The organism is Streptomyces sp. NPDC055099, from assembly GCF_053607685.1.
This window is the reverse complement of sequence record NZ_JBSGUA010000003.1, coordinates 214,280-236,387: the sequence shown is the minus strand read 5'-3', so window position 1 is coordinate 236,387 and position 22,108 is coordinate 214,280. Positions and strand designations below refer to the sequence as shown.

The window sequence follows — 22,108 nt, the reverse complement described above, 5'->3', positions numbered from 1 at the left end:
GTCGACTTGAACGCGGGCAAAGGTCCCCCCGCGGCGCCGTGGGGCCGACATTACTCACGGCCGGAATTGGCACAACAGGCCTAGACCACTTTCGTGGCCAAGCTGAAATCACCGGCGATCAGGGTCACTTGAGAGCACCCGCGGTGAGCCCGGCCTGCACCTGACGCTGGAAGACCGCGTACACGACGAGCACCGGCAGCATGGCGATCGTCAGGCCCGCGAAGAGCGCTCCCCAGTCGCCCCGGTAACCCTGCGAGACCGCCAGCGAGGCGAGCCCCTGCGGCAGCACGTACCTGCCCTCCTCCTCGTTGTTGAGCAGCAGCGGAAGCAGGTACTGGTTCCACTGGCCGAGGAAGTTGAAGATGCCGATGCTCACCAGGCCCGGCTTGGCCATCGGCAGCATGATCTGGAAGAACGTGCGGGTGTGCGAGGCCCCGTCGACCATCGCCGCCTCCTGGACGCCGGTCGGCAGCGTACGGAAGAAGGAGGTGAGGAAGAAGGTGGTGAAGGGCAGCGAGTACGCGATGTACGCGATCATCAGGCCGGGACGGGTGTCCAGGAGCCCGAAGTTCTCCATGACCGCGAAGAGCGGGACGAGGGCGAGGATGACCGGGAACATCATCCCGCCCGCGAAGAGCATGAAGATCAGCCGGTTGCCCGGGAAGGTGAAGCGGGCGATGACATAGGCCGCCATCGAGCCGAGCAGCATCGTGCCCGTCAGTGAACCCGCCAGGATGATCAGCGAGTTGAGGGCGTACTGCCCGATGCTGGCCGTCGTCCACGCGTTGGTGAAGTTCTCCCAGTGGAAGGACGTCGGCCAGCCCATCGGGTCGCTGAGGATCTCGACCGAGGGGCGGAACGCGGTGAGGGCGACCCAGACGAGGGGGCCCGCCGCGAGCACCACCCACAGGACGAGGAAGGCGTGCGAGAAGACGTTGAGGGTCGCTCCGCCGGCCGAGTCGCCCTCTTGGCGCGGTACGTCGGCGGCGTCGGTGCGGGGCGCGGTGGTCGTGGTCATGATGCAGTGGCTCCCGCGGTCTCAGTATTCGATCCGGTCGCGATTCCCGATCCTCATGACGATCAGCGAGAACGCCATGCTGAGGACGAGGAGGACGACGCCGATGGAGGTGGCATAGCCGTACTGGCCGTCCCGGAACCGTTCGTAGAGGAAGACCGGGGTCACCTTCAGGACGTGCTCGGGCACCATGACCAGGACGATCGCGAACGAGTCGAGCGCCTGGATGCCCATGTAGATCCAGCCGGTCCGTACGGTGTCCCAGATCAGCGGGAGCGTCACGCTGAAGAAGGTCCGCCCCCGGCCCGCTCCGTCGAGCAGCGCCGCCTCGTAGATGTCCCTGGGGATCGCGCCCATCGCGGCGGAGAACAGCACCACGTAGAAGCCGACGAAGCTCCAGGAGAGCACGATCATCACGGCGATGAGGGCGAGCGAGCGGTCACCGCCCAGCCAGGCGGGGCCGTCGATGCCCACCTTGTCGAGACCGCCGTTGATCAGGCCGCTGTTGGTGTTGAAGACGCGGCCCCAGACGACGGCGATGATCGCGACGGACAGGACCTGCGGGAAGAAGTAGACGATCTTGTAGAACGACGAGCCCGCGACACCCGCGATGGCCTGGCCCTTACGGTGCCGGCCACCCGACGTGATCATGTACGCGAAGAACATGCCGAGCACGAGCGTGAGCAGCGGGGCGACGATCGCCAGCGTGATGCTCACCTCCAGGGACTCCCAGAAGCGCTCGTCGTTCCACATCTTCGTGAAGTTGTCGAAGCCGATGAAGTTCGCCACCGGCCCGCCGGACCAGTCGGTGAACGAGTAATAGATCGCCTGGACGAAGGGCGAGATGACGAACAGGGCGTAGAACGCGAGCGGCAGCGACAGGAAGCCCACGATGAAGCGGTACTTGTCGAGCGTCCGGTAGCGCCGGTCGTAGCGCACGCTCTGCGGGGTGAAGCGGGGCGGCAGGAGCACCGCCAGGAGGAACAACAGCCCGTTCGGCGCCTTGGGCGTCCGGTCCGGTGCCTTCTTCGAAGGTGGGGAATCGTCCACCCGGGTGTCAGTCTTCACGCCACTCCGCCCCGCCTCGCTCACGTGCCCGTGTTCTCGGTCGATCCGCCGCTGATCAGGACTTCTTGACCTTGACGACGTCAGGGTCCTTGAGGATCCGGGCCGCGGCCTTCTCCATGATGTCCATGGCCTGCTTGGTGCCGATCTGGCCCAGCATGAACTTGGCGATCATGTTGTTGAAGTCCTCGCGGAACAGCTCGTTGTACCAGTCCATGTGCTTCGCGATGACGACGTTCTTGCCGGCGGCCTTGATCGCCGCCTGCACGCTCGCCACACCGTGCGGCATTTCCTGGCCGTCGATGGCCCCCTTGACCACCGGCAGAGCGGAGAGCTCCTTGAAGTTGTTCAGGGCGGCCTGCTTGCTGTACATCGCCCGCAGCCACTCCAGGCCGCCCTGCCGGTTCTGCGCCTTCTCGGGAACGACGTAGAACTCACCGGCCGGCGCGTTGATCGTGCCGAACGGCATCTTGTCGCCCGAGTCCAGTGACGGGCTCGGGCCGAACGACATCCCGAAGTCCTTCGGCGTGGTGTCCTTGGCCTCGTTCTCCACCCAGGAGCCGTTGGGCACGAAGACGCACTTGCCCTCCTTGGTCCAGGCGGTCTGCATCTCCGTGTGCGCCTCGGTGCCGTCGAAGCCGGTCAGGACGTACTTCTTGGCGACCAGTTCCTCCCATGCCTCGAAGACGTCCTTGACCGCGTCGTTCTTCCAGGCGCCCGGCTCGAGGTAGTCCATGGCCGTGGTGATCTCGCGCCCGCCGCGCTGCGCGAACATCGTGTAGATGCTGAAGAACATGTACCGCGGGTGGCCGCCGGGGTAGCTCCAGCCGTGGATGCCCTTGGCCTTGGCCTTCTTGCAGACGGCCAGCATCTCGTCCCAGGTCTTGGGGTACTCGGAGTCCAGGCCCTCCTCGAGGAGCTTCTTGGAGTAGAAGGTGCCGTAGACCGTCAGCGAGATACCGGCCTGGAAGGTGCCAGGGCCACCGAAGTTGCCGCTCGCCTCGACCGCCGGTTCGAGGATGTCGCGCACCTTGACGTTCGGGTCGTCCCACGACGGCGCGTCGAGCAGCTCGGTGAGGTCCGCCACCTGCTTGTTGGAGACCAGCTTGCCGGGGTTCATCTGGTCGGCGCCGGAGTTGTTGATGACGTCGGCCGTCGGGTTGCCGCGGACGATCTTCGGCTGCACCTGGGTGGCGATCTTCGTCGTCGACTTCTGGCCGGCGTCCGAGTCCGGGTACCGCTTCTTGTACATGTCGGTCACGAACTGGGCGTACTTGTCGCCGTAACCGCCGTTGAAGACGACCACGGCGAGCGCGGCGTCTTCCTTCACACCGAGCGGGTTCTTCTTGGACTTGTCGCCCTTCTCCGCCTTGTTCTCGTCCCCGCCACCGCTCGCGCAGGAGCTCAGGGCGCCCACGGCCGGCACTGCGAGAAGGCTGGTGGCCGCCGCCCTCTTCATCACGTCACGACGGTTGATGCTGGTGGATCCCATGCTCAAGTCCTCGCCTTCTCCAGGACTCAGGCGGCGTACGGGGCTCCCGACAGCTCGCCAGTGGCGAAGGGCCCGACACCGCGGGTCAGTTGAAGCTTTCGTGGTGCGTTGCGTGCGACAACTACATGGCAAGGGCTCGCACCCGCCACTCAGGGTGCCGATAGGTATAGTCCACTTCTCGGCAGCAGAGCAAGATCGAACGCAGCTTGGGCCAGCAGTCTTTCCCGAGTTGAGACCTCGCGGAGACACGGCCTGGTTCGTTCACGGCGTGAGCAAATTCAGCCGACGCGAACGGCGGCGTCCGGGACCCGCCGCCGCTCCCCGGCATTGATCTTCCACGGCACTCACTCGCACCTCATTGGACTTTCTCCCCGGTCCCCTTGGACTTTCCCCCGAGTCTCCTCACCCCTGCCGGCTCCCCCGACGCTTCCAACAGCCTTGACACCACCCACCACTTGCCGCCCTACTGGACCCTGAGCAGCGACTTGACAACGTTGTCCAACTCGCAAGAAGGGGTTCGGGGATGCCGCGCAGATCACGCAGGCCTCGCTTCAGACACCATCGTTCGGCCGCGGTCCTCGGAGCGGCCGCGTTCACGCTCGTCGCGACCTCGCAGGGCGCGGCGGTGGCCAAACCGGACGCACCGCCCAAAGTCGCGCGGGAGTTCGTGTCCTCGTTCGAGGAGGACGACGCCCAGCCCGACTGGCTGAACACCGTGGACACCGGCGCCGACGGCAAGAAGCGGACCGCCGGCGTCAACGGCGCGTTCAGTGCGGGCATACCCGGAAGTGTGAACGACCACGTCACGGAGGTCCGCGCCAGCGGCGAGAACTCCGGCAGCGGCGAGGTCAAGGAGAACCTGGTCGACGGTGAACCCACCAGCAAGTGGCTCACCTTCGCGGCCACCGGCTGGGTGGAGTTCGACCTCGACGAGCCCGCCAAGGCCGTGACGTACGCACTGACGTCGGCCAACGACCACGACGAGCGCGACCCCAAGGACTGGACCCTGCAGGGCTCCACGGACGGCAAGGACTGGAAGGTCCTCGACACCCGCAAGGGTGAGACGTTCGACAAGCGTCACCAGACCAAGAAGTACGACTTCGAGAACGGCACGGCGTACGCCCACTACCGCCTGGAGGTCACCGCCAACAACGGCGCGTCCGACGCCCTCCAGCTCTCCGACGTCCAGCTCTCCGTCGGCGGCACTGAGGCGCCCGTCCCCGAGGACATGCTCTCCCTCGTGGACCGCGGCCCCAGCGGCTCCCCGACCGCGAAGTCGGGCGCCGGGTACACCGGCAAGCGCGCGCTGCGCTACGCGGGCACCCACAAGGTGGACGGCCGCGGCTACTCGTACAACAAGGTCTTCGACGTGAACGTCTCGGTGCGCCGGGACACCGAACTCTCGTACCGGATCTTCCCGTCCATGGCGGAGGGCGACCTCGACTACGACGCCACGAACGTGTCCGTGGACCTGGCCTTCACCGACGGCACCTATCTGAGTGACCTCAAGGCCGTGGACCAGAACGGCTTCGCGCTCTCCCCGCAGGGCCAGGGTGCCGCGAAGGGCCTTTACGTCAACCAGTGGAACAACGTGGCGTCGCGGATCGGGCAGGTCGCGCGCGGCAAGACCGTCGACCGGGTGCTCGTGGCGTACGACTCCCCCAAGGGCCCGGCGAAGTTCCGCGGCTGGGTGGACGACGTCTCCCTGAAGGAGAAGGCCCCGCCGAAGCCGAAGGCCCACCCCTCGGACTACGCGGACACCACCCGCGGCACGAACTCCAGCGGCGCCTTCTCGCGCGGCAACACCTTCCCCGCGACCGCCGTCCCGCACGGCTTCAACTTCTGGACGCCCGTGACCAACGCGGGCTCCCTGAGCTGGCTCTACGACTACTCGCGCGGCAACAACGCGGACAACCTCCCGACGATCCAGGCGTTCAGCGCGAGCCACGAGCCGAGCCCGTGGATGGGTGACCGGCAGACGTTCCAGATGATGCCCTCGGTCGACAAGGACACCCCGTCCGCGTCCCGGACCAAGCGCGCGCTGCCCTTCAAGCACGAGAAGGAGACGGCACGCCCGCACTACTACGGCGTGACCTTCGAGAACGGTCTGAAGGCCGAGATGGCCCCGACCGATCACGCGGCGATGATGCGGTTCACCTATCCGGGTGACGACGCAAGCGTCATCTTCGACAACGTCTCGGAGAAGGGCGGTCTCACCCTCGACAAGGAGAGCGGAGTCGTCAGCGGCTTCTCGGACGTCAAGTCCGGGCTCTCCACCGGCGCGACGCGTCTCTTCGTGTACGGCACCTTCGACTCGCCCGTGACGGCCGGCGGCAAGCTCGAGGGCGGCGGTGGCGGCGACGTCACCGGCTACCTCCGCTTCAAGCCCGGCAAGGACCGCACGGTCAACCTGCGCCTGGCAACCTCGCTCATAAGCCTCGACCAGGCCAAGGCGAACCTGAACAGCGAGATTCCCTCCGGCACGTCCTTCGAGCGCGTGAAGAACCGCGCGCAGAAGAGCTGGGACGACATCCTCGGCAAGGTGGAGGTCCAGGGCGCGAGCGAGGGCCAGCGGACCTCGCTCTACTCCAGCCTGTACCGGCTGTACCTCTACCCCAACTCCGGCTTCGAAAAGGTCACTTCGGCGGACGGCAAGTCGAAGTACCAGTACGCGTCGCCCTTCTCGCCGCAGACGGGTCCCGACACCCCGACGCACACCGGCGCGAAGATCGTCGACGGGAAGCCGTACGTCAACAACGGCTTCTGGGACACCTATCGCACGACCTGGCCCGCCTACTCGCTCCTCACGCCGAAGAAGGCGGGTGAACTCGTCGACGGCTTCGTGCAGCAGTACAAGGACGGCGGCTGGACGTCCCGTTGGTCGTCGCCCGGCTACGCGGACCTGATGACGGGCACCTCCTCGGACGTGGCGTTCGCCGACGCGTACGTCAAGGGCGTGGACTTCGACGCGAAGGACGCGTACGACGCGGCCCTGAAGAACGCGACGGTCGTGCCGCCGAGCAAGGGCGTCGGCCGCAAGGGCATGGAGACCTCCCCCTTCCTCGGCTACACCTCCACCGAGACCCACGAGGGCCTTTCCTGGGCGCTCGAGGGCTACGTCAACGACTACGGCATCGCGCGCATGGGCGAGGCCCTCTACAAGAAGACGGGCGAGAAGCGCTACAAGGAGGAGTCCGAGTACTTCCTCAACCGCGCCCGCGACTACGTGCACCTCTTCGACGACAAGGCGGCGGGAGGCGGCACCGCGCCGGGCTTCTTCCAGGGCAAGGACAAGAAGGGCGACTGGCGCGTCCCGTCCGACAAGTTCGACCCGCGCGTGTGGGGTCACGACTACACCGAGACGAACGCCTGGGGCTACGCCTTCACCGCCCCGCAGGACTCGCGCGGCCTGGCGAACCTGTACGGCGGCCGCAAGGGTCTCGGCGACAAGCTCGACACGTACTTCGCCACTCCGGAGACCGGCTCCGCCGAGTTCGCGGGCTCCTACGGGGGCGTCATCCACGAGATGACCGAGGCACGCGACGTACGCATGGGCATGTACGGGCACTCCAACCAGGTCGCCCACCACGCCGCCTACATGTACGACGCGGCCGGTGAGCCGTCCAAGACGCAGGAGAAGGTCCGCGAGGTCCTCTCCCGCCTCTACACGGGCAGCGAGATCGGGCAGGGCTACCACGGCGACGAGGACAACGGCGAGCAGTCGGCCTGGTACCTCTTCTCCTCGCTCGGCTTCTATCCGCTGGTCATGGGCAGCGGCGAGTACGCGATCGGCTCGCCGCAGTTCACCAAGATGACCGTGCACCTGGACAACGGCCGCGACCTGGTCGTCAAGGCGCCGAAGAACAGCGCGAAGAACGTGTACGTCCAGGGCCTGAAGGTCAACGGCAAGAAGTGGAACTCGACCGCCCTTCCCCACAAGGAGATCGCACGCGGCGGCGTCCTGGAGTTCGACATGGGCCCCAGGCCCTCCTCGTGGGGCACGGGCAAGAACGCCCAGCCGACGTCGGTCACCCAGGACGACAAGGTGCCCTCGCCGCGCGGTGACGCCATCAAGGGTGACGGCGCGCTCTTCGACAACTCTTCGGCCACGGACGCGACGTCCGACGCGGCCGTCGACCTTCCGGTCGCCAAGGAGACGAAGGCCGTGCAGTACACACTCACGTCGTCGACCGACAAGGCCAAGGCGCCGGACGGCTGGGTCCTCCAGGGCTCCACCGACGGCGAGAAGTGGAAGGACCTGGACAAGCGCTCCGGCGAGTCCTTCGCCTGGGACAAGCAGACCCGCGTCTTCACGGTCGACGATCCGGGAACGTACGCGCACTACCGGCTCGTGCCGGACGGCTCCGCGACACTCGCGGAGGTCGAGCTCCTGAGCTGATCCGCTCCGGCGGGTCGACCGGTCAAGCAGCACAGGGGCGGGAGTGGCGAGGCCACTCCCGCCCCTTCTCGCGTTCAGACCTCACGGCGACGGAAGGTCATACGTCCACACACCGCATCGGGTCCCGCGTCCCCTCCCCCTCCGCGAACGCCGCCGCGTAGGCCCGCTCCCCCAGGGTTGCGCGCACGAGGCGTTCGACCTCGGTGTGGGCCTCGTGCAGCGGGCGCAGGCCCGTCAGGGCGACGCCCGTCGTGCGCAGGAGGCGGGCCGCCACCCCCAACAGCCGGGCGGCGCGGGCGTGGTCCCCGGTGGCGGCCACGGCCCAGGCCAGTGCCTCCACGCCCCACACCGTCCCCCAGCGGTCGCCGATGGCCCGCTGCCTGCGCAGGGAGTCACGGAACAGTTCCGCCGCCCGGTGCGGGTCGCCGTGCCGTAGCTCCGCGAGCCCCATGCCCCACAGGGACCAGGAGTGCGCCCAGCCCGCGCCGTGGGCCTCGGCCTCCTTCACGTACTCCCGCCCGGCGGCCAGGGCGGGCTCCCGCTCGCCGAAGAAGGCCGTCGCCATGGCCCAGAGCATCGTGGCCATATGCGCGTCGCCCACCTGGCCGCAGGACCGGAACCCCTCCCTGGCCCGCGCCAGGAGCGGGATGGCCCGTACGTCCCCGTGGATGAGGAAGGCGAAGACGCCTTCCATGTAGGCGAGCACACCCAGTGCCGCGTCGTCGGTGCTGTCCGCGCCGAGCCGCGCGGCATCGGCCAGGAAACGCTCGGCGGCCGACCGGTCCCCCTGGCACAGCGCGATCCAGGCGGCGAGCGTCAGGCAGCCGATCCGCAGCGGGGCGGGGGCCTGCGGGGCGAGGTCGAGGGCGCGGGTCAGCCAGTGCCTGCCCTCTCCGAGCGAGCTGCTGAAGAACCAGTACCGGGTGCGGGTGAGGCTGGCGGCGATGGCGAGGCCCGCCGACGCGTCGCCCTTTCCCGTGACGCAGAAGTCCAGCGCCGCCCGGAGGTTGGGCGACTCCAGGCGCAACCGGGACAGCCATGCGACCTCGTCGGGCCCGCACCACCTCGCCGCCGCCCGCGCGGTCATGTCCGCGTAGTACGCGCCGTGGCGGCGGCGCAGCACGATGTCCCCGCCGAGCTCACGGAGCCTGTCCTGCCCGTACTGGCGCAGGGTCTCCAGCATGCGGTATCTCGCCCGGGGGCCGGTGGTGTCGACGGTGAGCAGCGACTTGTGCGCCAGGGCGGCAAGGACGTCCACGATGTCCTCGCGGGCGGTGTCCTCGCCCGGGCACACCGCCTCGGCCGCCGCGAGGTCGAAGCCGCCCGCGAACACCGACACCCCTGCCCACAAGCTCCGTTCCCGTGCGTCGCACAGGTCGTGGCTCCAGTCGACGACGCCGCGCAGCGTGCGCTGATACCGGGGGCCCGTGCGCGTGCCGGAGTCGGAGAGGAGCCGGAAGCGGTCGTCGAGGCGCTCCAGGATCTCCTCGGCCGAGAGGGTGCCGAGGCGCACCGCCGCGAGCTCGATCGCCAGCGGAATACCGTCCAGACGTCGGCAGAGGCGGCCGACCGCCTCCTGGTTGCGTGCGGTGATCCGGAAGTGCGGGGCGCAGGCCTCGGCGCGGTCGGCGAGGAGCCGCACCGCCTCACAGCGCGTCAGCGCCGGTGGTGCGCCCCGGTCCTGCGGGACGGCCAGCGGCGGTACGGGCAGCAGATACTCCCCCGGGACCCGCAGTGCCTGGCGGCTCGTGGCGAGGACGCGCAGGCCCGGCGCCGAGCGCAGCAGCGTACCGACGAGGTGCCCCGCCGCCTCGGCGACGTGCTCGCAGTTGTCGAGGACCAGCAGGAGGCGCCGCTCCCGCAGGTGCTCGACGAGCACCTGCGTGCCGTGGCGTGAGGACTGGTCGGGGATGCCGAGCGCCTCGGCGACCGCACGGTCCAGGAGCTGAGGCTCGGTCAGCGGCGCGAGGTCGGCGAGCCACGCGCCGTGCGGGAAGGCCCAGGAGGCCTCGGCCGCCGCGCGCAGCGCGAGGCGCGTCTTGCCGACTCCGCCAGGACCGGTGAGCGTGACGAGCCGGGCGCTCTCCAGGAGCTTCCGCGTGGTGCGGAGCATGCTCTCCCGGCCGATGAACGTCGTCGTCTCGGCCGGGAGGTTCCCCTTGGCCCGCGGGGCGTCCGACGACACGGGCGCGGTCAGCGACGGATCCGCGGCGAGCACCCGCTGATGCAGTTGCCACAGCTCGGCGCCCGGGTCGACGCCCAGTTCGTCGAGCAGCAGCGCGCTGACGGTGCGGTAGCACTCCAGGGCTTCGCCCTGCCGGCCCGAGCGGTAGAGGGCCAGCATGCGCTGGGCCCAGAAGCGCTCCTGCAGCGGGTGGGCGGCGGTGAGTTCACGCAGCCGCGGCAGCGCGTCCGCGTGCCGCCCGAGCCGGAGATCGGCGTCGGTACGCAACTCGACGGCGCCGAGGCGGCGTTCGTTCAGGGCGGGTGCGATCTCGCGGCGCAGTCGCTCCGACGGAACGTCCGCGAACGGCTCTCCGCGCCACAGTGTCAGCGCCTCGCCCAGGAGCACCGAGGCTCGCTCCGGCGCCCGCGCGGCCGCCGCGGCCCTGGCCCGTGCGACCAGGGAATCGAACCGGTGCAGGTCCAGGGCCTCGTCGGGCACATCGATGCGATAGCCGTCCGCGCAGGTGCGGATCGGTCCGCCGGACCGGTCGTCCAGGGTGCGGCGCAGCCGCAGGACGTAGTTCTGCAGGGCGTTGCGGGCGCCGTCCGGTGGCTCGTCCCAGAGTCTGTCGATCAGGGTGCCGGTGGCGACGGCCTTGTTGGCGTCCACCAGGAGCGAGGCCAGAAGGACCCGCTGTTTGGCCGCCCGCAGCGCCACGGGTCTGTCGTCGAACAGCACTTCAAGCGGCCCCAGAAGCCTGTACTCGTACCCCGCGATCCGCACCCCAGTCACGTTGCGTCATGATTCCAGTGCGTGGAGTGAGTGTCGAGTGACCGTCAAGTGAGCGGCATGACAGGGCCGCCCGAAAGCATCACAGGTGTGCGGCCGGCGGTGCGCTTCCCGTGCACCGCGCCGCGGATCCAGAAGGAGTTCCACGTATGAACAAGCCTCGCCTCACCGGGCTCACGCTCAAGCTCGCGGCCATGGCGGCGGTGACGCTGCCGGTGTTCGCCGTTATGCCGGGAGCGGCGGCGGCGCCGCGGGAACCGGCGGTGACCGTCATGGCCCTCACGTGCAGCACGGACACCGACGGCTACTGGGGTCACGCGCACTGCAAGAACAACACCAGCGTCGTGACGGCCTTCCGCGTCAAGGTGGTCTGCGGGGAATGGCCGGACGCCCGAGGTGACTGGAAGACGCTGAAGCCCGGCGAGTCCAACGTGTCGAGCGCGCGCTGCCTGGGTGGCACGGGCGTCGGCAGTGTCAGCTGGGAGGAAGGGTGATCTTCCGGTAGCGGGAGACCAGGATCGCGCGGGAGATCAGGATCGCGCGGGAAATAGCTCGACAGCGTGATGTCGCCGTGCCTAAGCTCCACGGCGGCATCGCGTGTCGGTCACCGGCCGGGTGAGGCATGGAGGTGTCGGGAGATGCCTTCTGGAGGCATTCCTTGTCGGTAGAGCTGAATCACACGATCATCCATGCCCGGGACAACCGGGAGTCCGCCGAGTTCTTCGCGGACCTGCTGGGCCTTGAGATCACCTCGGAGTGGGGTCCGTTCATCGCGGTGGAGCTGAGCAACTCCGTCACCCTGGACTTCGCCACCGTCCCCGCGGACAGGATCACCCCGCAGCACTACGCCTTCCTCGTCTCCGAGGCGGAGTTCGGGGCGGCGTACGAGAAGATCAGCGCACGCGGCATCGAGCACTGGGCCGATCCGCATCAGAAGCTGCCGGGTGAGATCAACACCAATGACGGCGGCCGTGGCGTCTACTTCCTGGACCCGTCACGGCACGCCATGGAGCTCATCACCGTGCCGTACGGCGGCTTCCCCGCCTGACCGCGGGCCCGCCGTTCAGGACGGGCAGCTCTTCTCCTTGTCCCCCCGGTACGTCCGGTACAGCGGCAGCTTCTCCTTGTCGGAGCGGGCCACCGGGGGGAACTCGATGATCGGTACGGGCTTGCAGACGGACCACTGGTTGTTCTCGCCGGGGCCGGTGAACCCGTAAGTGCCGCCCGCCCCGACGAGACAGCCGGTGCAGGTGTCGCCACTGAGGGTCGAGTGGGTGAGCGTGCTGTACATGTCCTTGACAGAGGGCAGCCGGTGCGCGGACGTCCTCTTGCCGTCCTCGCTGATCTCGCTGTACGTCCGGTCCGCGGCCGACACGAGGAGAGCGAAGCCGTCGTAGTACATGGCCGCGTACCCGTCCTCCAACGCCTTCGGGCCCAAGTCGTGTTCGTTGTCGATCGTGTTGAAGCGTGCCTGGAACGGGGAGAAGCCCGAGGGCGCGCCGCCGGGGTCGTCCGCCCACGCGGGGTCGAAGGCCGAGGCGTCGACGATCGTGGCGTTGGCCCTGCGCAGACTGCGTTCGATGTCGGCGGAGGTGAGCGTCGGTTCGAGTCCGATGCCGACCTTGAGGATGCGCAGCTTGCCGCTGCGGGTGCAACCGCCCTCATTGGCGAGCCGGTTGATGAAGGCGGGCAGGTCCTGGTCGCGTCCCGCGAAGAAGACGGTGTCCGCCTTGTCGCGGCAGATCCTCGCCACGGCGTCGGCGAAGCGCTGCGGGACCCCCTGGTCCTTGCCGGACGAACCGATGTAGTGGGAGTTGTGGTTCTTCAGGTCGTAGTCCTTGCCGAAGTGCCGCTCGAAGATCTCGCGCAGGTTCTTCGAGTACACGTCGCCCTCGCGGCTGTCCCAGAGCAGCAGGCCCTTCTTCTTCTGCGGATAGCGGTCGACGTAGTGGGACAGGGCGGTGACGAACTGCTCGTTGTTCGGCGACGTCTTGAAGAAGTACCTGAAGTTCATGGAGGCGGCAGTGATGACCGGGCCGACCGTGGGGATGCCGCGTTCGGTGAGCTCGGCGACCGCCTCGCGGGTCTCCGTCGTGCTGCTCGGGATGCCGGTGACGCCGACCAGCGGGGCCTCGGTGTCCCGCGTCATCTCGGCGAGACGGTCGACGACGGGCTCCCATTCGGTGAGGTGTTTGCCGTCGGGGGCGAAGAGCAGCTGATAGTGCGGCCCGCTGGCACTGTTCGCCTGCAGTTGTGCCGCGTGGGCGCCCGCGAGCGCGCGCCGGATCATGTCGCCGGTCATCGCGCTGGAGGCGTCCGAGGTGAAGGGCATCATCAGGGCGATGCGTACGTAGGGAATGCGGGCGCCGCCACCCGGCGGGTTCTCCCACTCCTGCTCGACGCGGGCGTTCTCGTCGGCCACGGCCTCGATGAGGCTCTCGGTCTTCTCGTCCGCGTCGAAGGCCTGGTCGGTGACCCCGATGCACTCCCCGGCGATCTCCTCGAGGCCGTCCCCGCACGGACCGGGGCGCGAGCCGGTCCAGGTGACCAGGCCGGCGACGAGGGCGGCGGCCACCACCGCGGCCACGAGCCATTCGAGGGGGCCCCACTCCTTGGGCGGGTGGTTGAACATCATGACCCCTCACTGGCGGGGACGGGCAGGACCTGCCGTTTGCGGGCGGCCACCGGCCAGTCGCGGGCGGCCCTGCCCAGGGCTGCGTACCAGGTGGGGTGGCGACGGCAGAGGAAGCCGAGTTCGTCGCCCACGGCCTGGCACAGGGTTTCGGCGTCCGGGTCGATCGCCGCGTCGGCGTACGGCTCGGACAGGTACCACAGGGCGTGCAGGAGCCGGTTGATGCTGCGGCCCGCCTCGTCGAGGTGGGTGTAGCGGGCGGCGTGCTCCCCGAGGGCGATCTCCACCCGGTGGTCGCTCCAACCGCCGGTGTCGGCAGGCGAGTTCGCGTCCGTCCCGGTCCGCCTGGCCGGCGGTGTCGGGGCGGTGGCGCAGTGCCGCAGGCATTCCAGCCAGTGCTGCACGCTCTGCTCCGCCTCCTCCGCGCCGAACTCGTCCGCCAGCATGTCCACCACCTGTGCCGCGTTCCCGGCGGCCAGGCTGTGCCGCAGCGCGTCCGCTTCCCCGGAGTCCTCGGTGTCGGAGCGCTGCACGTGGTGCACATGCAGGAAGCGGTGGATCTCGTACCAGCTGTGCGGGTCGTCGGAGGGGGGCGAGGTACGGCGCGCCTCGTGGACGAGGAGCGACTGCAGGAGCCGGCTCTCGACCAGCGGCGCGTCGACGGGGACGGACTGCTGCCACTGGCGCTCCACCAGATACTGGGCCGCCGCGTTGGCGGGCAGTTGCTCGGGCCCGTCGAGACGCAGGTCCTCGGCGAGTGCCTCCGCGGTCGCGTTGTCCCGCGCGAGGCACAGCACGAGGAGCCGGTCACGCTGGCGCCGGTCGGGCAGCAGGTCCTCCAGGAGCACCTGGGTGACGGGGCGCCCCTGCGGGGTGGGCAGGTCGAGCAGGTCCTTGGGGGCCACCGCGCGGTTCTGCCTGGCCGCGTGCACCACGGCGTCGCACAGCACGGTGCTGGCCGCCGGGTGCCCTCCGGTCAGCGAGTGCAGCGCGGACGCCAGGTGCGGGTGGAGCAGCCGCACGGATGCCCGGTCGAGCATCGACAGGACGTCGTCGCGGCTCAGCGGCGTCAGCGGCACGACGAGCAGTCCGGCGGACGGATCGTGTCCCTCGCGCCGCCAGATGGCGGCGGCTTGTTTGCGCCGCGCACCGCCCGCGGCGGGCAGCAGGTCGGCCAGGGCGCGGCGCACCGCTTGCGGCGCCTCCTCGTGCGGGATGTCCCCGAGGCGGGTGGCGACGACGGTGATCCGGTCGCGGTGAGGCCGCCGTGCGTCGGCACGGTGTTCGAGGAGCAGGTGCAAGAAGCGCTGCCCGGCGGGGGCGTGTGCCTCGTCGATGAGGATCAGCGGCCAGGGCTCCCGGTTCATGTGCCGCACCAGGCCGTACGCGGCGGCCACTTCTTCGAGGAAGGCGGCCATGAGGGTCTTCTCGACGGCGCGGCGGTAGTCGCCGCCCCGGTGGAAGCGCCGGCCGATCTCCAGGAGCGCGTCGGGTTTCCCGGTGGCGCCGTCCGGTGTGGTGTGCCGCCGCCCGTACCAGTTCCGGGCCGGGCCGAGCCCGCGCAGGGACTGGAGTTCACGCAGGATCGCCGCGGTGACCGGCAGCGAACCGTCGTCGTCGGCCGGCTCCGTCCCGTCGTCGGCCGCGCTCTTCGCCTCGGCGACGGAGGCCCCGACCCGCTCCGACCACTGCCGCGCCACGTCCCGCTCGCTTCCGGCGATGAGGCCGCAGGCGATCAGGAGCCGGGCGTGCCGGGCGCACACGGCGTCCCGTCCGTCCGCGTCGTCCGCGGACCAGCCGGAGACCGCGAAGAGGCCGGGCAGCAGGACGGGGAACAGGCCGACCCCGGGTGCGAGCGCGCACACGATCCGTTCGAGGACCTGCACGAAGTCGGCGGCGGGCGCGGCAGGGACGTCACCGTCGCGCGCGGGGACGACGGGCACGGCGGCGGGTGCCCCCGGCACCACGGCCCGCACATGGGCCAGCGGGAGCCGCTTGTGGTAGCGCCGCGCGAGCCCGTCAAGGACGGCACTGCGGCCCAGACCGTGCTGCCCGGTGAGCAGCACGACGGGCACATCGTCCCCGAACTCCCGTTTCCTGCGCGCCCGTTCGTCGTACGCCAGACCCGTGAGTGACGGGATGAGTGAGCCCACCAGTGGATCGCGACCGTACAGCAGTGGCGTTTGCGGCTTGCCCATCCGACGACTTCCTGCTTCCCCCTGGGAGCCTTCGGCCACCATCGGGGCGAGGCGCAGCGCTCCCCCGAATACCAGCCGCTGACTGTTGCTCCAACTCCCCTCGGAACAGTGGAACTTACCCCCCTTCACTTCAGGGCTGCGGGTAAATCTCCAGATCGACCCGGTCCGGTAGATTCACCGCCGCCCGTACCTCACCCGGGTACGCGAGCCTGACCCGTCGCAGCCCGGACAGTCCCGCCAGGTGCGAGAGGTCGATGTCGGAGCCCTGGGTGAGATGGATTTCCTCAAGTCCCGGCAGCCTCCTGGCGATGCGCCGCAACGACACGGGCGCACCCGGCTTGGCGTACACGTAGAGGTGCGTGACCTGCGAGACCTGTGCCCTGGGGTCGAAGAGCAGTGTGCTGAGCTGCTCCGGGGAGAGGGTCAGCGTGCGCAGCTCGGGCAGGCGGGCGAGCAGGGCGCCCCACCCGTCCGGCAGCAGCCGCTCGCCCGCTTCGTGCAGGCGCAGTTCCTCGAGTGCCTGGAAGTTGCTGATCTGCGTGAGCTCGACCGTGCCCATCGGCAGCGCGAGGACGCGCAGGTCATTGAGGGCCGACAGGTCGTCGAGCCCGCGCCAGGGCACCTGCAGCCCCAGGTGCAGGGCACTGAGCCGCGGGCACTGGGCGAGTGTGGACAGGGGCTCGAACTGCGGGAGGTCCTCGAGGACGAGGGTGTGCAGCTGGGGCAGCCGGGTGAGCGGCGCGGGCTCCCTGAGGTTGCGGCAGCCCCGCAGGGTGAGGCTTTCCAGCGCGGGGAAGTCCGCGAGCAGGCCGAGGTCCTCCAGTTGCAGCGCGCCGCGCAGCCGGAGCTCGCGAAGGCGCCGCGGGTCGAGCGCCGCGCGTACGGCCTCGGGGGCGAAGTCGCCGTGGATGCCCACGCGTTCGCAGCCGGGCAGGGTCGCGAGGGCGTCGAGTTCGGCGCCCGAGCGCACGGTCACGGGCTGCGAGGGGTCCGCGGTGAGCAGCGGCCGGAGGATCTCGTCGGCGTACACACCGGTCTCGAACCGGTCCCAGTGGCCGAGGAGTTGGGCCCGCACGACGGGCTGACGGGTGTCGAGGAACTCCCGCAGGCGCGGGATGGCGGCGTCTCCGCCGATCTGGCAGATCGCGTGGACGGTCGCGAGCTCCTCGTCGCCGTCCAGGTCCCGCGCCCTGGGCAGCAGGCCGAGCAGCAGCGGCCCCGTGCGGGCGAGGACCCTGGCCTGGCGCAGGCTACGCGGCGGGACCATGCGCGCCGCCTCGGTCTCGATGGTCAGCCGTACATCGGGGTCGAGCCGGGTGGCCTGTTCGAGCGACGCGAGGGCGAGCAGCCGCAGCCTGGCCTGGACCATCGAGTCCTTCTCGCGGTTGGCGCGGTCGCTGAGCCGGATGAGCAGATCGGCGCGTCCCTTGTGATCGCTGTGCGCGACGGCCATCTGCACCACGTCCTCCCACTCGTCCGCATGGGCGTTCTTCACCAGGATGCCGAAGTCCCGCTCTTCGAGCACCGCTTTGGCCCCGAGATAATCCTGAAAGGTGCGGTGGATGAAGTCGACGGCTCCCGAGGCGGGTTCACGGAGTACGCCGGTGCGCTCGATGAGGTACTGCAGGGCGTCCTCGGGCGCTCCCATCTTCTGGAGGCTCGGCACCTGGGGCTGGAGCCTGCGGACCAGGTCCACGGCGTCCGGGCGCTCGATCTGGGTGCGTTCGTTGCGGATCAGCCAGTACGCGAAGCGCTTGAGGGGTTCGGAGGCGGCCTCCTCGCTGAGCGTGGCGTCCGTCTCGCTGATCTTGGGCCGTACGCCGCGCTCTTTGTCGCGCCGTTCGAGCAGCATGGACAGGGCGGCCTTGTAGAGGGCGGCCCGCCCCTCGGGCAGGAAGCCGTGGCGCTCCTCGTGCAGGGCGCACATCAGGCTGCACATGAGCGGGTTGGTGGCGAGCCTGCTCAGTTCCGGCCGGGTGCGCAGGGACTCGATCAGTTTCTCCCCTGTCCCTCCGCGGGCCTTGGTCGCCGTGTGCCACCGCTGGATGAAGCGCCGCAGGTCGTCGGGGCGCAGCGCGTTCAGGGTGAACTCGTGGAAGCCCTCGCGCTCCAGCCAGCCGGGGGCGAGTGCGGAGGGGCGGGTGGTGGCGAGCCACAGGTTGCCGGAGAAGGCGGCGAGGAGCCGGCGCAGCCACTCCCGGGTGCGCGCGCGGTCGGCCTTGGGGATCTCGTCGAGGCCGTCGATGAGCAGGAGCCCGCGGCCGTTCTGGAGCACGCGCGCCGTCCAGCCGTCGGGTTCGCTCCCCGCGTGCGGGCAGCCCGTGCGGCGCAGGAAGTCCTCGGGCAGGGGCAGTTCGGTGCCTTCGCGGACCAGGGTGCGCAGCGGCAGGACGAACGGGACGCGGCCGAGGAGCTGTGGCAGATGCCCCGGCACCGTGTCCTGCCGCGCGGTGGTCAGGGCCAGCCACTGGACGAGCGTCGTCTTGCCCGTACCGGCGACCCCCTGGAGCAGTACGCGGCGGTGACCGACGAGGACGGACTCGACGCTCTCCTCGATCACCGCCGCCCTCCCCTCGGTGTCCAGGTCGGGTTCGTCGTCCGCGGCGGCCGTCGCGACCGCCCGCAGGCTCAGGTAGGCGCTCTCCAGGGGCCACACCTTGCGGTCGGTCTTGCGCAGGTCGACTCCGTAGAGGGTGAGGCTGCCGTGTTCCTTGATGACGTAGTCGGAGTATTTCTCCTCGAAGCGCGCGTCCGCCGTCGTCCAGTCGTCGCCCGAGACCCGGCGCAGGATGACCTCCAACTGCTCGCTCTGGCGCCGCAGTTCGTGGAACTCCTCGAGCTGGGCGCGGGCCGCGAACCCGGGCCGCTGGGTGAAGAACCGCACGAGGTGCACGCAGGCGGTGCGCAGGAGTACGTCGTGGAAGAGCGCCGCGTCACGGGTGAGCAGCCTGCGCGTCTCGGGCCCGGCCTCGCGGGACAGTGCGGCGGCGAGACCTTCGGGCCCGAGCTTGAAGACTCCCACGTCGTCCATGTCGAGCTCGCCGAGGGCGAAGAGCGTACGGGTCAGGGCCTGGCCGACGGCGTCGTGCTCGTCCTCCGCGATCGGCCGCTCGTGCGGTCCCGCCGACCGCACCGCGCGGCGGACCAGCTCCTGTGCGAGCCGGTGCATGTCGTCCTTGCTGAGCGAGGGGTGGTCCCCGGCGAAGGACAGCAGCCCCTTGATGCGTACGGGCCGTTCGGAGTACTCGGCTCCCGGCGCCTTGGGCGGCGGCAGCAACAGCCGCTTCAGCAACGGCACCACGACCGAGGACGCCACTTTGATGCCCACTGCTCCAGCGTCCACAGAATCCCCCGTCGCCGCCGCGCGCTCTTGCCCTACAAAGGGTAGGGCCCGCACCCCCCGGTGAGGGGGATGCGGGCCCAACTGACCTACGGCAATGCTTACTTGCGCCGGGGTCTACTTCCGGATGAGCGAGCGCAGCACGTACTGCATGATGCCGCCGTTGCGGTAGTAGTCCGCCTCGCCGGGGGTGTCGATGCGGACGACCGCGTCGAACTCCACGCCCGTGTCGGTGCTGACCTTGACGGTGCGCGGCGTGCGGCCCTCGTTCAGCTCGGTCACGCCGGTGAAGGAGAAGGTCTCCTCGCCGGTGAGGCCGAGGGTCTCGGCGGACTGGCCCTCCGGGAACTGGAGCGGCAGGACGCCCATGCCGATGAGGTTCGAGCGGTGGATGCGCTCGTACGACTCGGCGACGACGGCCTTGACGCCGAGGAGCGCGGTGCCCTTGGCGGCCCAGTCACGGGACGAACCGGAGCCGTACTCCTTGCCCGCGAGGATCGCGAGCGGGGTGCCGGCCGCCTGGTAGTTCTGCGAGGCGTCGTAGATGAAGGAGACGGGGCCGTCCTCCTTCGTGAAGTCACGCGTGAAGCCGCCCTCGGTGCCCGGCGCGATCTGGTTGCGCAGGCGGATGTTGGCGAACGTGCCGCGGATCATGACCTCGTGGTTGCCTCGGCGCGAGCCGTAGGAGTTGAAGTCGCGACGCTCGACGCCGTGCTCCGTGAGGTACTTGCCGGCCGGGGTGTCGGCCTTGATCGCACCGGCCGGGGAGATGTGGTCGGTGGTGACCGAGTCGCCCAGCTTGGCCAGGACGCGGGCGCCCGTGATGTCGGAGACCGGGGTGGTCTCCATCGTCATGCCCTCGAAGTAAGGGGGCTTGCGGACGTAGGTCGACTGCGGGTCCCACTCGAAGGTGTTGCCGGTCGGGATGGAGAGGGCCTGCCACTGGGCGTCGCCCGCGAAGACGTCCTGGTAGGACTTGTTGAACATGTCCTCGCCGATGGAGTTGGCGACGACGTCGTTCACCTCGGCCTCGGAGGGCCAGATGTCCTTCAGGTAGACGGGGTTGCCGTCCTGGTCCGCGCCGAGCGCGTCCTTGGTGATGTCCACCTTCATCGAACCCGCGATGGCGTACGCGACGACCAGCGGCGGGGACGCCAGGTAGTTCATCTTGACGTCGGGGTTGATGCGGCCCTCGAAGTTCCGGTTGCCGGAGAGGACGGACGTCACGGCCAGGTCGGCGTCGTTGACGGCCTTGGAGACCTCCTCGGGCAGCGGGCCCGAGTTGCCGATGCAGGTGGTGCAGCCGTAGCCGACGAGGTTGAAGCCGACCTTGTCGAGGTAGGGGGTGAGCCCCGCCTTGTCGAAGTAGTCGGTGACGACCTTGGAGCCCGGGGCGAGGGTGGTCTTGACCCACGGCTTGCGGGTCAGGCCCTTCTCGACGGCCTTCTTCGCGACGAGCGCGGCGGCGACCATCACGTACGGGTTCGAGGTGTTGGTGCAGGAGGTGATCGCGGCGACGGTGACGGCGCCGTGGTCGATCTCGTACGTCGAGCCGTCGGGGGCGGTGACCGTGGTCGGCTTCGACGGGACGCCGTTGCTGGTGGCCGGGGCGTCGGACGCCGGGAAGGACTCCTTGCCGGCCTCCTCGTCGTCCGTGACGTAGTTGCGCACGTCCTGGGCGAACTGCTGCGCGGCGTTGGCGAGGACGATGCGGTCCTGCGGGCGCTTCGGACCGGCGATCGAGGGGACGACCGTGGAGAGGTCGAGCTCCAGCTTCTCGGAGAAGTCGGGCTCGGCGGCCGGGTCGAGCCAGAGACCCTGCTCCTTGGCGTACGCCTCGACGAGCGCGACCTGCTGCTCGTCGCGGCCGGTCAGGCGCAGGTACTTCAGCGTCTCGTCGTCGATCGGGAAGATCGCGGCGGTGGAGCCGAACTCCGGCGACATGTTGCCGATGGTGGCGCGGTTGGCGAGCGAGGTGGCGGCGACGCCCTCGCCGTAGAACTCGACGAACTTGCCGACGACGCCGTGCTTGCGCAGCATCTCGGTGATCGTGAGGACCAGGTCGGTGGCGGTGGTGCCGGCGGGCAGCTCACCGGTCAGCTTGAAGCCGACGACGCGCGGGATGAGCATGGAGACCGGCTGGCCGAGCATCGCGGCCTCGGCCTCGATGCCGCCGACGCCCCAGCCCAGCACACCGAGGCCGTTGACCATCGTGGTGTGCGAGTCGGTGCCGACCAGGGTGTCGGGGTAGGCCTGGCCGTTGCGGACCATGACCGTACGGGCCAGCTTCTCGATGTTGACCTGGTGGACGATGCCGGTGCCCGGGGGGACGACCTTGAAGTCGTCGAAGGCGGTCTGGCCCCAGCGCAGGAACTGGTAGCGCTCCTTGTTGCGGCCGTACTCCAGCTCGACGTTCTGGCCGAAGGCGTCCGCCGTGCCGAACTTGTCGGCGATCACGGAGTGGTCGATGACCAGCTCGGCCGGGGAGAGCGGGTTGACCTTGTCCGCGTCGCCGCCGAGCTCCTTGACGGCCTCACGCATGGTGGCGAGGTCGACGACACAGGGCACGCCCGTGAAGTCCTGCATGATCACGCGGGCCGGCGTGAACTGGATCTCCTGCGAGGGCTGGGCCTGGGAGTCCCAGCCGCCGATCGCACGGATGTGGTCGGCGGTGATGTTCGCGCCGTCCTCGGTGCGGAGCAGGTTCTCAAGGAGGACCTTCAGGCTGTAGGGCAGCCGCTCGGAGCCCTCCACCTTGTCCAGCTTGAAGATCTCGTACGACTCGTCGCCCACGCGCAGCGTGCTGCGGGCGTCGAAGCTGTTCGCCGACACGACAGTCTCCTTCATATATGTGCGCGTTGAATCACATCCTGCCGCCACGACTCCTCGTCGATCCGCTAAGGTAAGGCTTAGTTAGGTAACCCTTACCGAGTGGCGGCTTCTGGTGCGCCTCGGCAGATATCTCGATGTCGAGATAACTCTAGTACATCACCCGCGCGTACGACGAGGCG

Annotated in this window: 11 protein-coding genes; 3 read left to right on the top strand and 8 right to left on the bottom strand. The window is 69.4% G+C overall.

Annotation, left to right across the window (positions count from 1 at the left end; translation table 11 throughout):
• Nucleotides 1-124: 124 nt before the first annotated feature.
• The 3 genes from ACWFRU_RS08990 to ngcE form a co-directional block, all read right to left on the bottom strand.
• A complete protein-coding gene (locus tag ACWFRU_RS08990) occupies nt 125-1,018 on the bottom strand; it encodes a carbohydrate ABC transporter permease (protein WP_453685446.1) in 894 nt (297 codons plus the stop codon).
• Between the two features lie 21 nt (nt 1,019-1,039).
• A complete protein-coding gene (locus ACWFRU_RS08985; protein WP_453685862.1) occupies nt 1,040-1,954 on the bottom strand; it encodes a carbohydrate ABC transporter permease in 915 nt (304 codons plus the stop codon).
• 184 nt (nt 1,955-2,138) lie between these two features.
• Nucleotides 2,139-3,572 (bottom strand): N-acetylglucosamine/diacetylchitobiose ABC transporter substrate-binding protein, encoded by a 1,434-nt coding sequence (gene ngcE, locus ACWFRU_RS08980; RefSeq protein WP_453685445.1) that lies wholly within the window; start codon nt 3,570-3,572, stop codon nt 2,139-2,141.
• A 523-nt stretch (nt 3,573-4,095) separates the two neighbouring features.
• Here ngcE and ACWFRU_RS08975 point away from each other — a divergent pair.
• Nucleotides 4,096-7,971: a GH92 family glycosyl hydrolase gene (locus tag ACWFRU_RS08975; protein WP_453685444.1), complete on the top strand. Its 3,876-nt coding sequence runs from the start codon at nt 4,096-4,098 to the stop codon at nt 7,969-7,971.
• 97 nt (nt 7,972-8,068) lie between these two features.
• Here ACWFRU_RS08975 and ACWFRU_RS08970 read toward each other — a convergent pair whose 3' ends face one another.
• Nucleotides 8,069-10,930, bottom strand: a complete 2,862-nt coding sequence (locus ACWFRU_RS08970; RefSeq protein WP_453685443.1) for a BTAD domain-containing putative transcriptional regulator — start codon at nt 10,928-10,930, stop codon at nt 8,069-8,071.
• Nucleotides 10,931-11,076: 146 nt separating this feature from the next.
• Between ACWFRU_RS08970 and ACWFRU_RS08965 the strand changes: the two genes are divergently transcribed.
• Both ACWFRU_RS08965 and ACWFRU_RS08960 read left to right on the top strand, forming a co-directional pair.
• Complete coding sequence (locus ACWFRU_RS08965) at nt 11,077-11,421, top strand: hypothetical protein (RefSeq protein ID WP_453685442.1); 345 nt, start codon at nt 11,077-11,079, stop codon at nt 11,419-11,421.
• A gap of 164 nt (nt 11,422-11,585) precedes the next feature.
• Nucleotides 11,586-11,975, top strand: a complete 390-nt coding sequence (locus ACWFRU_RS08960; protein WP_453685441.1) for a VOC family protein — start codon at nt 11,586-11,588, stop codon at nt 11,973-11,975.
• 15 nt (nt 11,976-11,990) lie between these two features.
• Here ACWFRU_RS08960 and ACWFRU_RS08955 read toward each other — a convergent pair whose 3' ends face one another.
• From ACWFRU_RS08955 to acnA, 4 genes are all read right to left on the bottom strand, one after another.
• A complete protein-coding gene (locus ACWFRU_RS08955; protein ID WP_453685440.1) occupies nt 11,991-13,562 on the bottom strand; it encodes an ABC transporter substrate-binding protein in 1,572 nt (523 codons plus the stop codon).
• Nucleotides 13,559-15,757, bottom strand: coding sequence for an ATP-binding protein (locus tag ACWFRU_RS08950; protein WP_453685439.1), 2,199 nt, complete (start codon nt 15,755-15,757; stop codon nt 13,559-13,561). Before ACWFRU_RS08950 ends, ACWFRU_RS08955 begins: the two co-directional genes overlap by 4 nt.
• Before the next feature lie 130 nt (nt 15,758-15,887).
• A complete protein-coding gene (locus ACWFRU_RS08945; protein WP_453685438.1) occupies nt 15,888-19,085 on the bottom strand; it encodes an NACHT domain-containing protein in 3,198 nt (1,065 codons plus the stop codon).
• A 129-nt stretch (nt 19,086-19,214) separates the two neighbouring features.
• On the bottom strand, nt 19,215-21,929 hold the full coding sequence (gene acnA / locus ACWFRU_RS08940) for an aconitate hydratase AcnA (RefSeq protein ID WP_453685437.1): 2,715 nt from the start codon (nt 21,927-21,929) through the stop codon (nt 19,215-19,217).
• Nucleotides 21,930-22,108 lie beyond the last annotated feature (179 nt).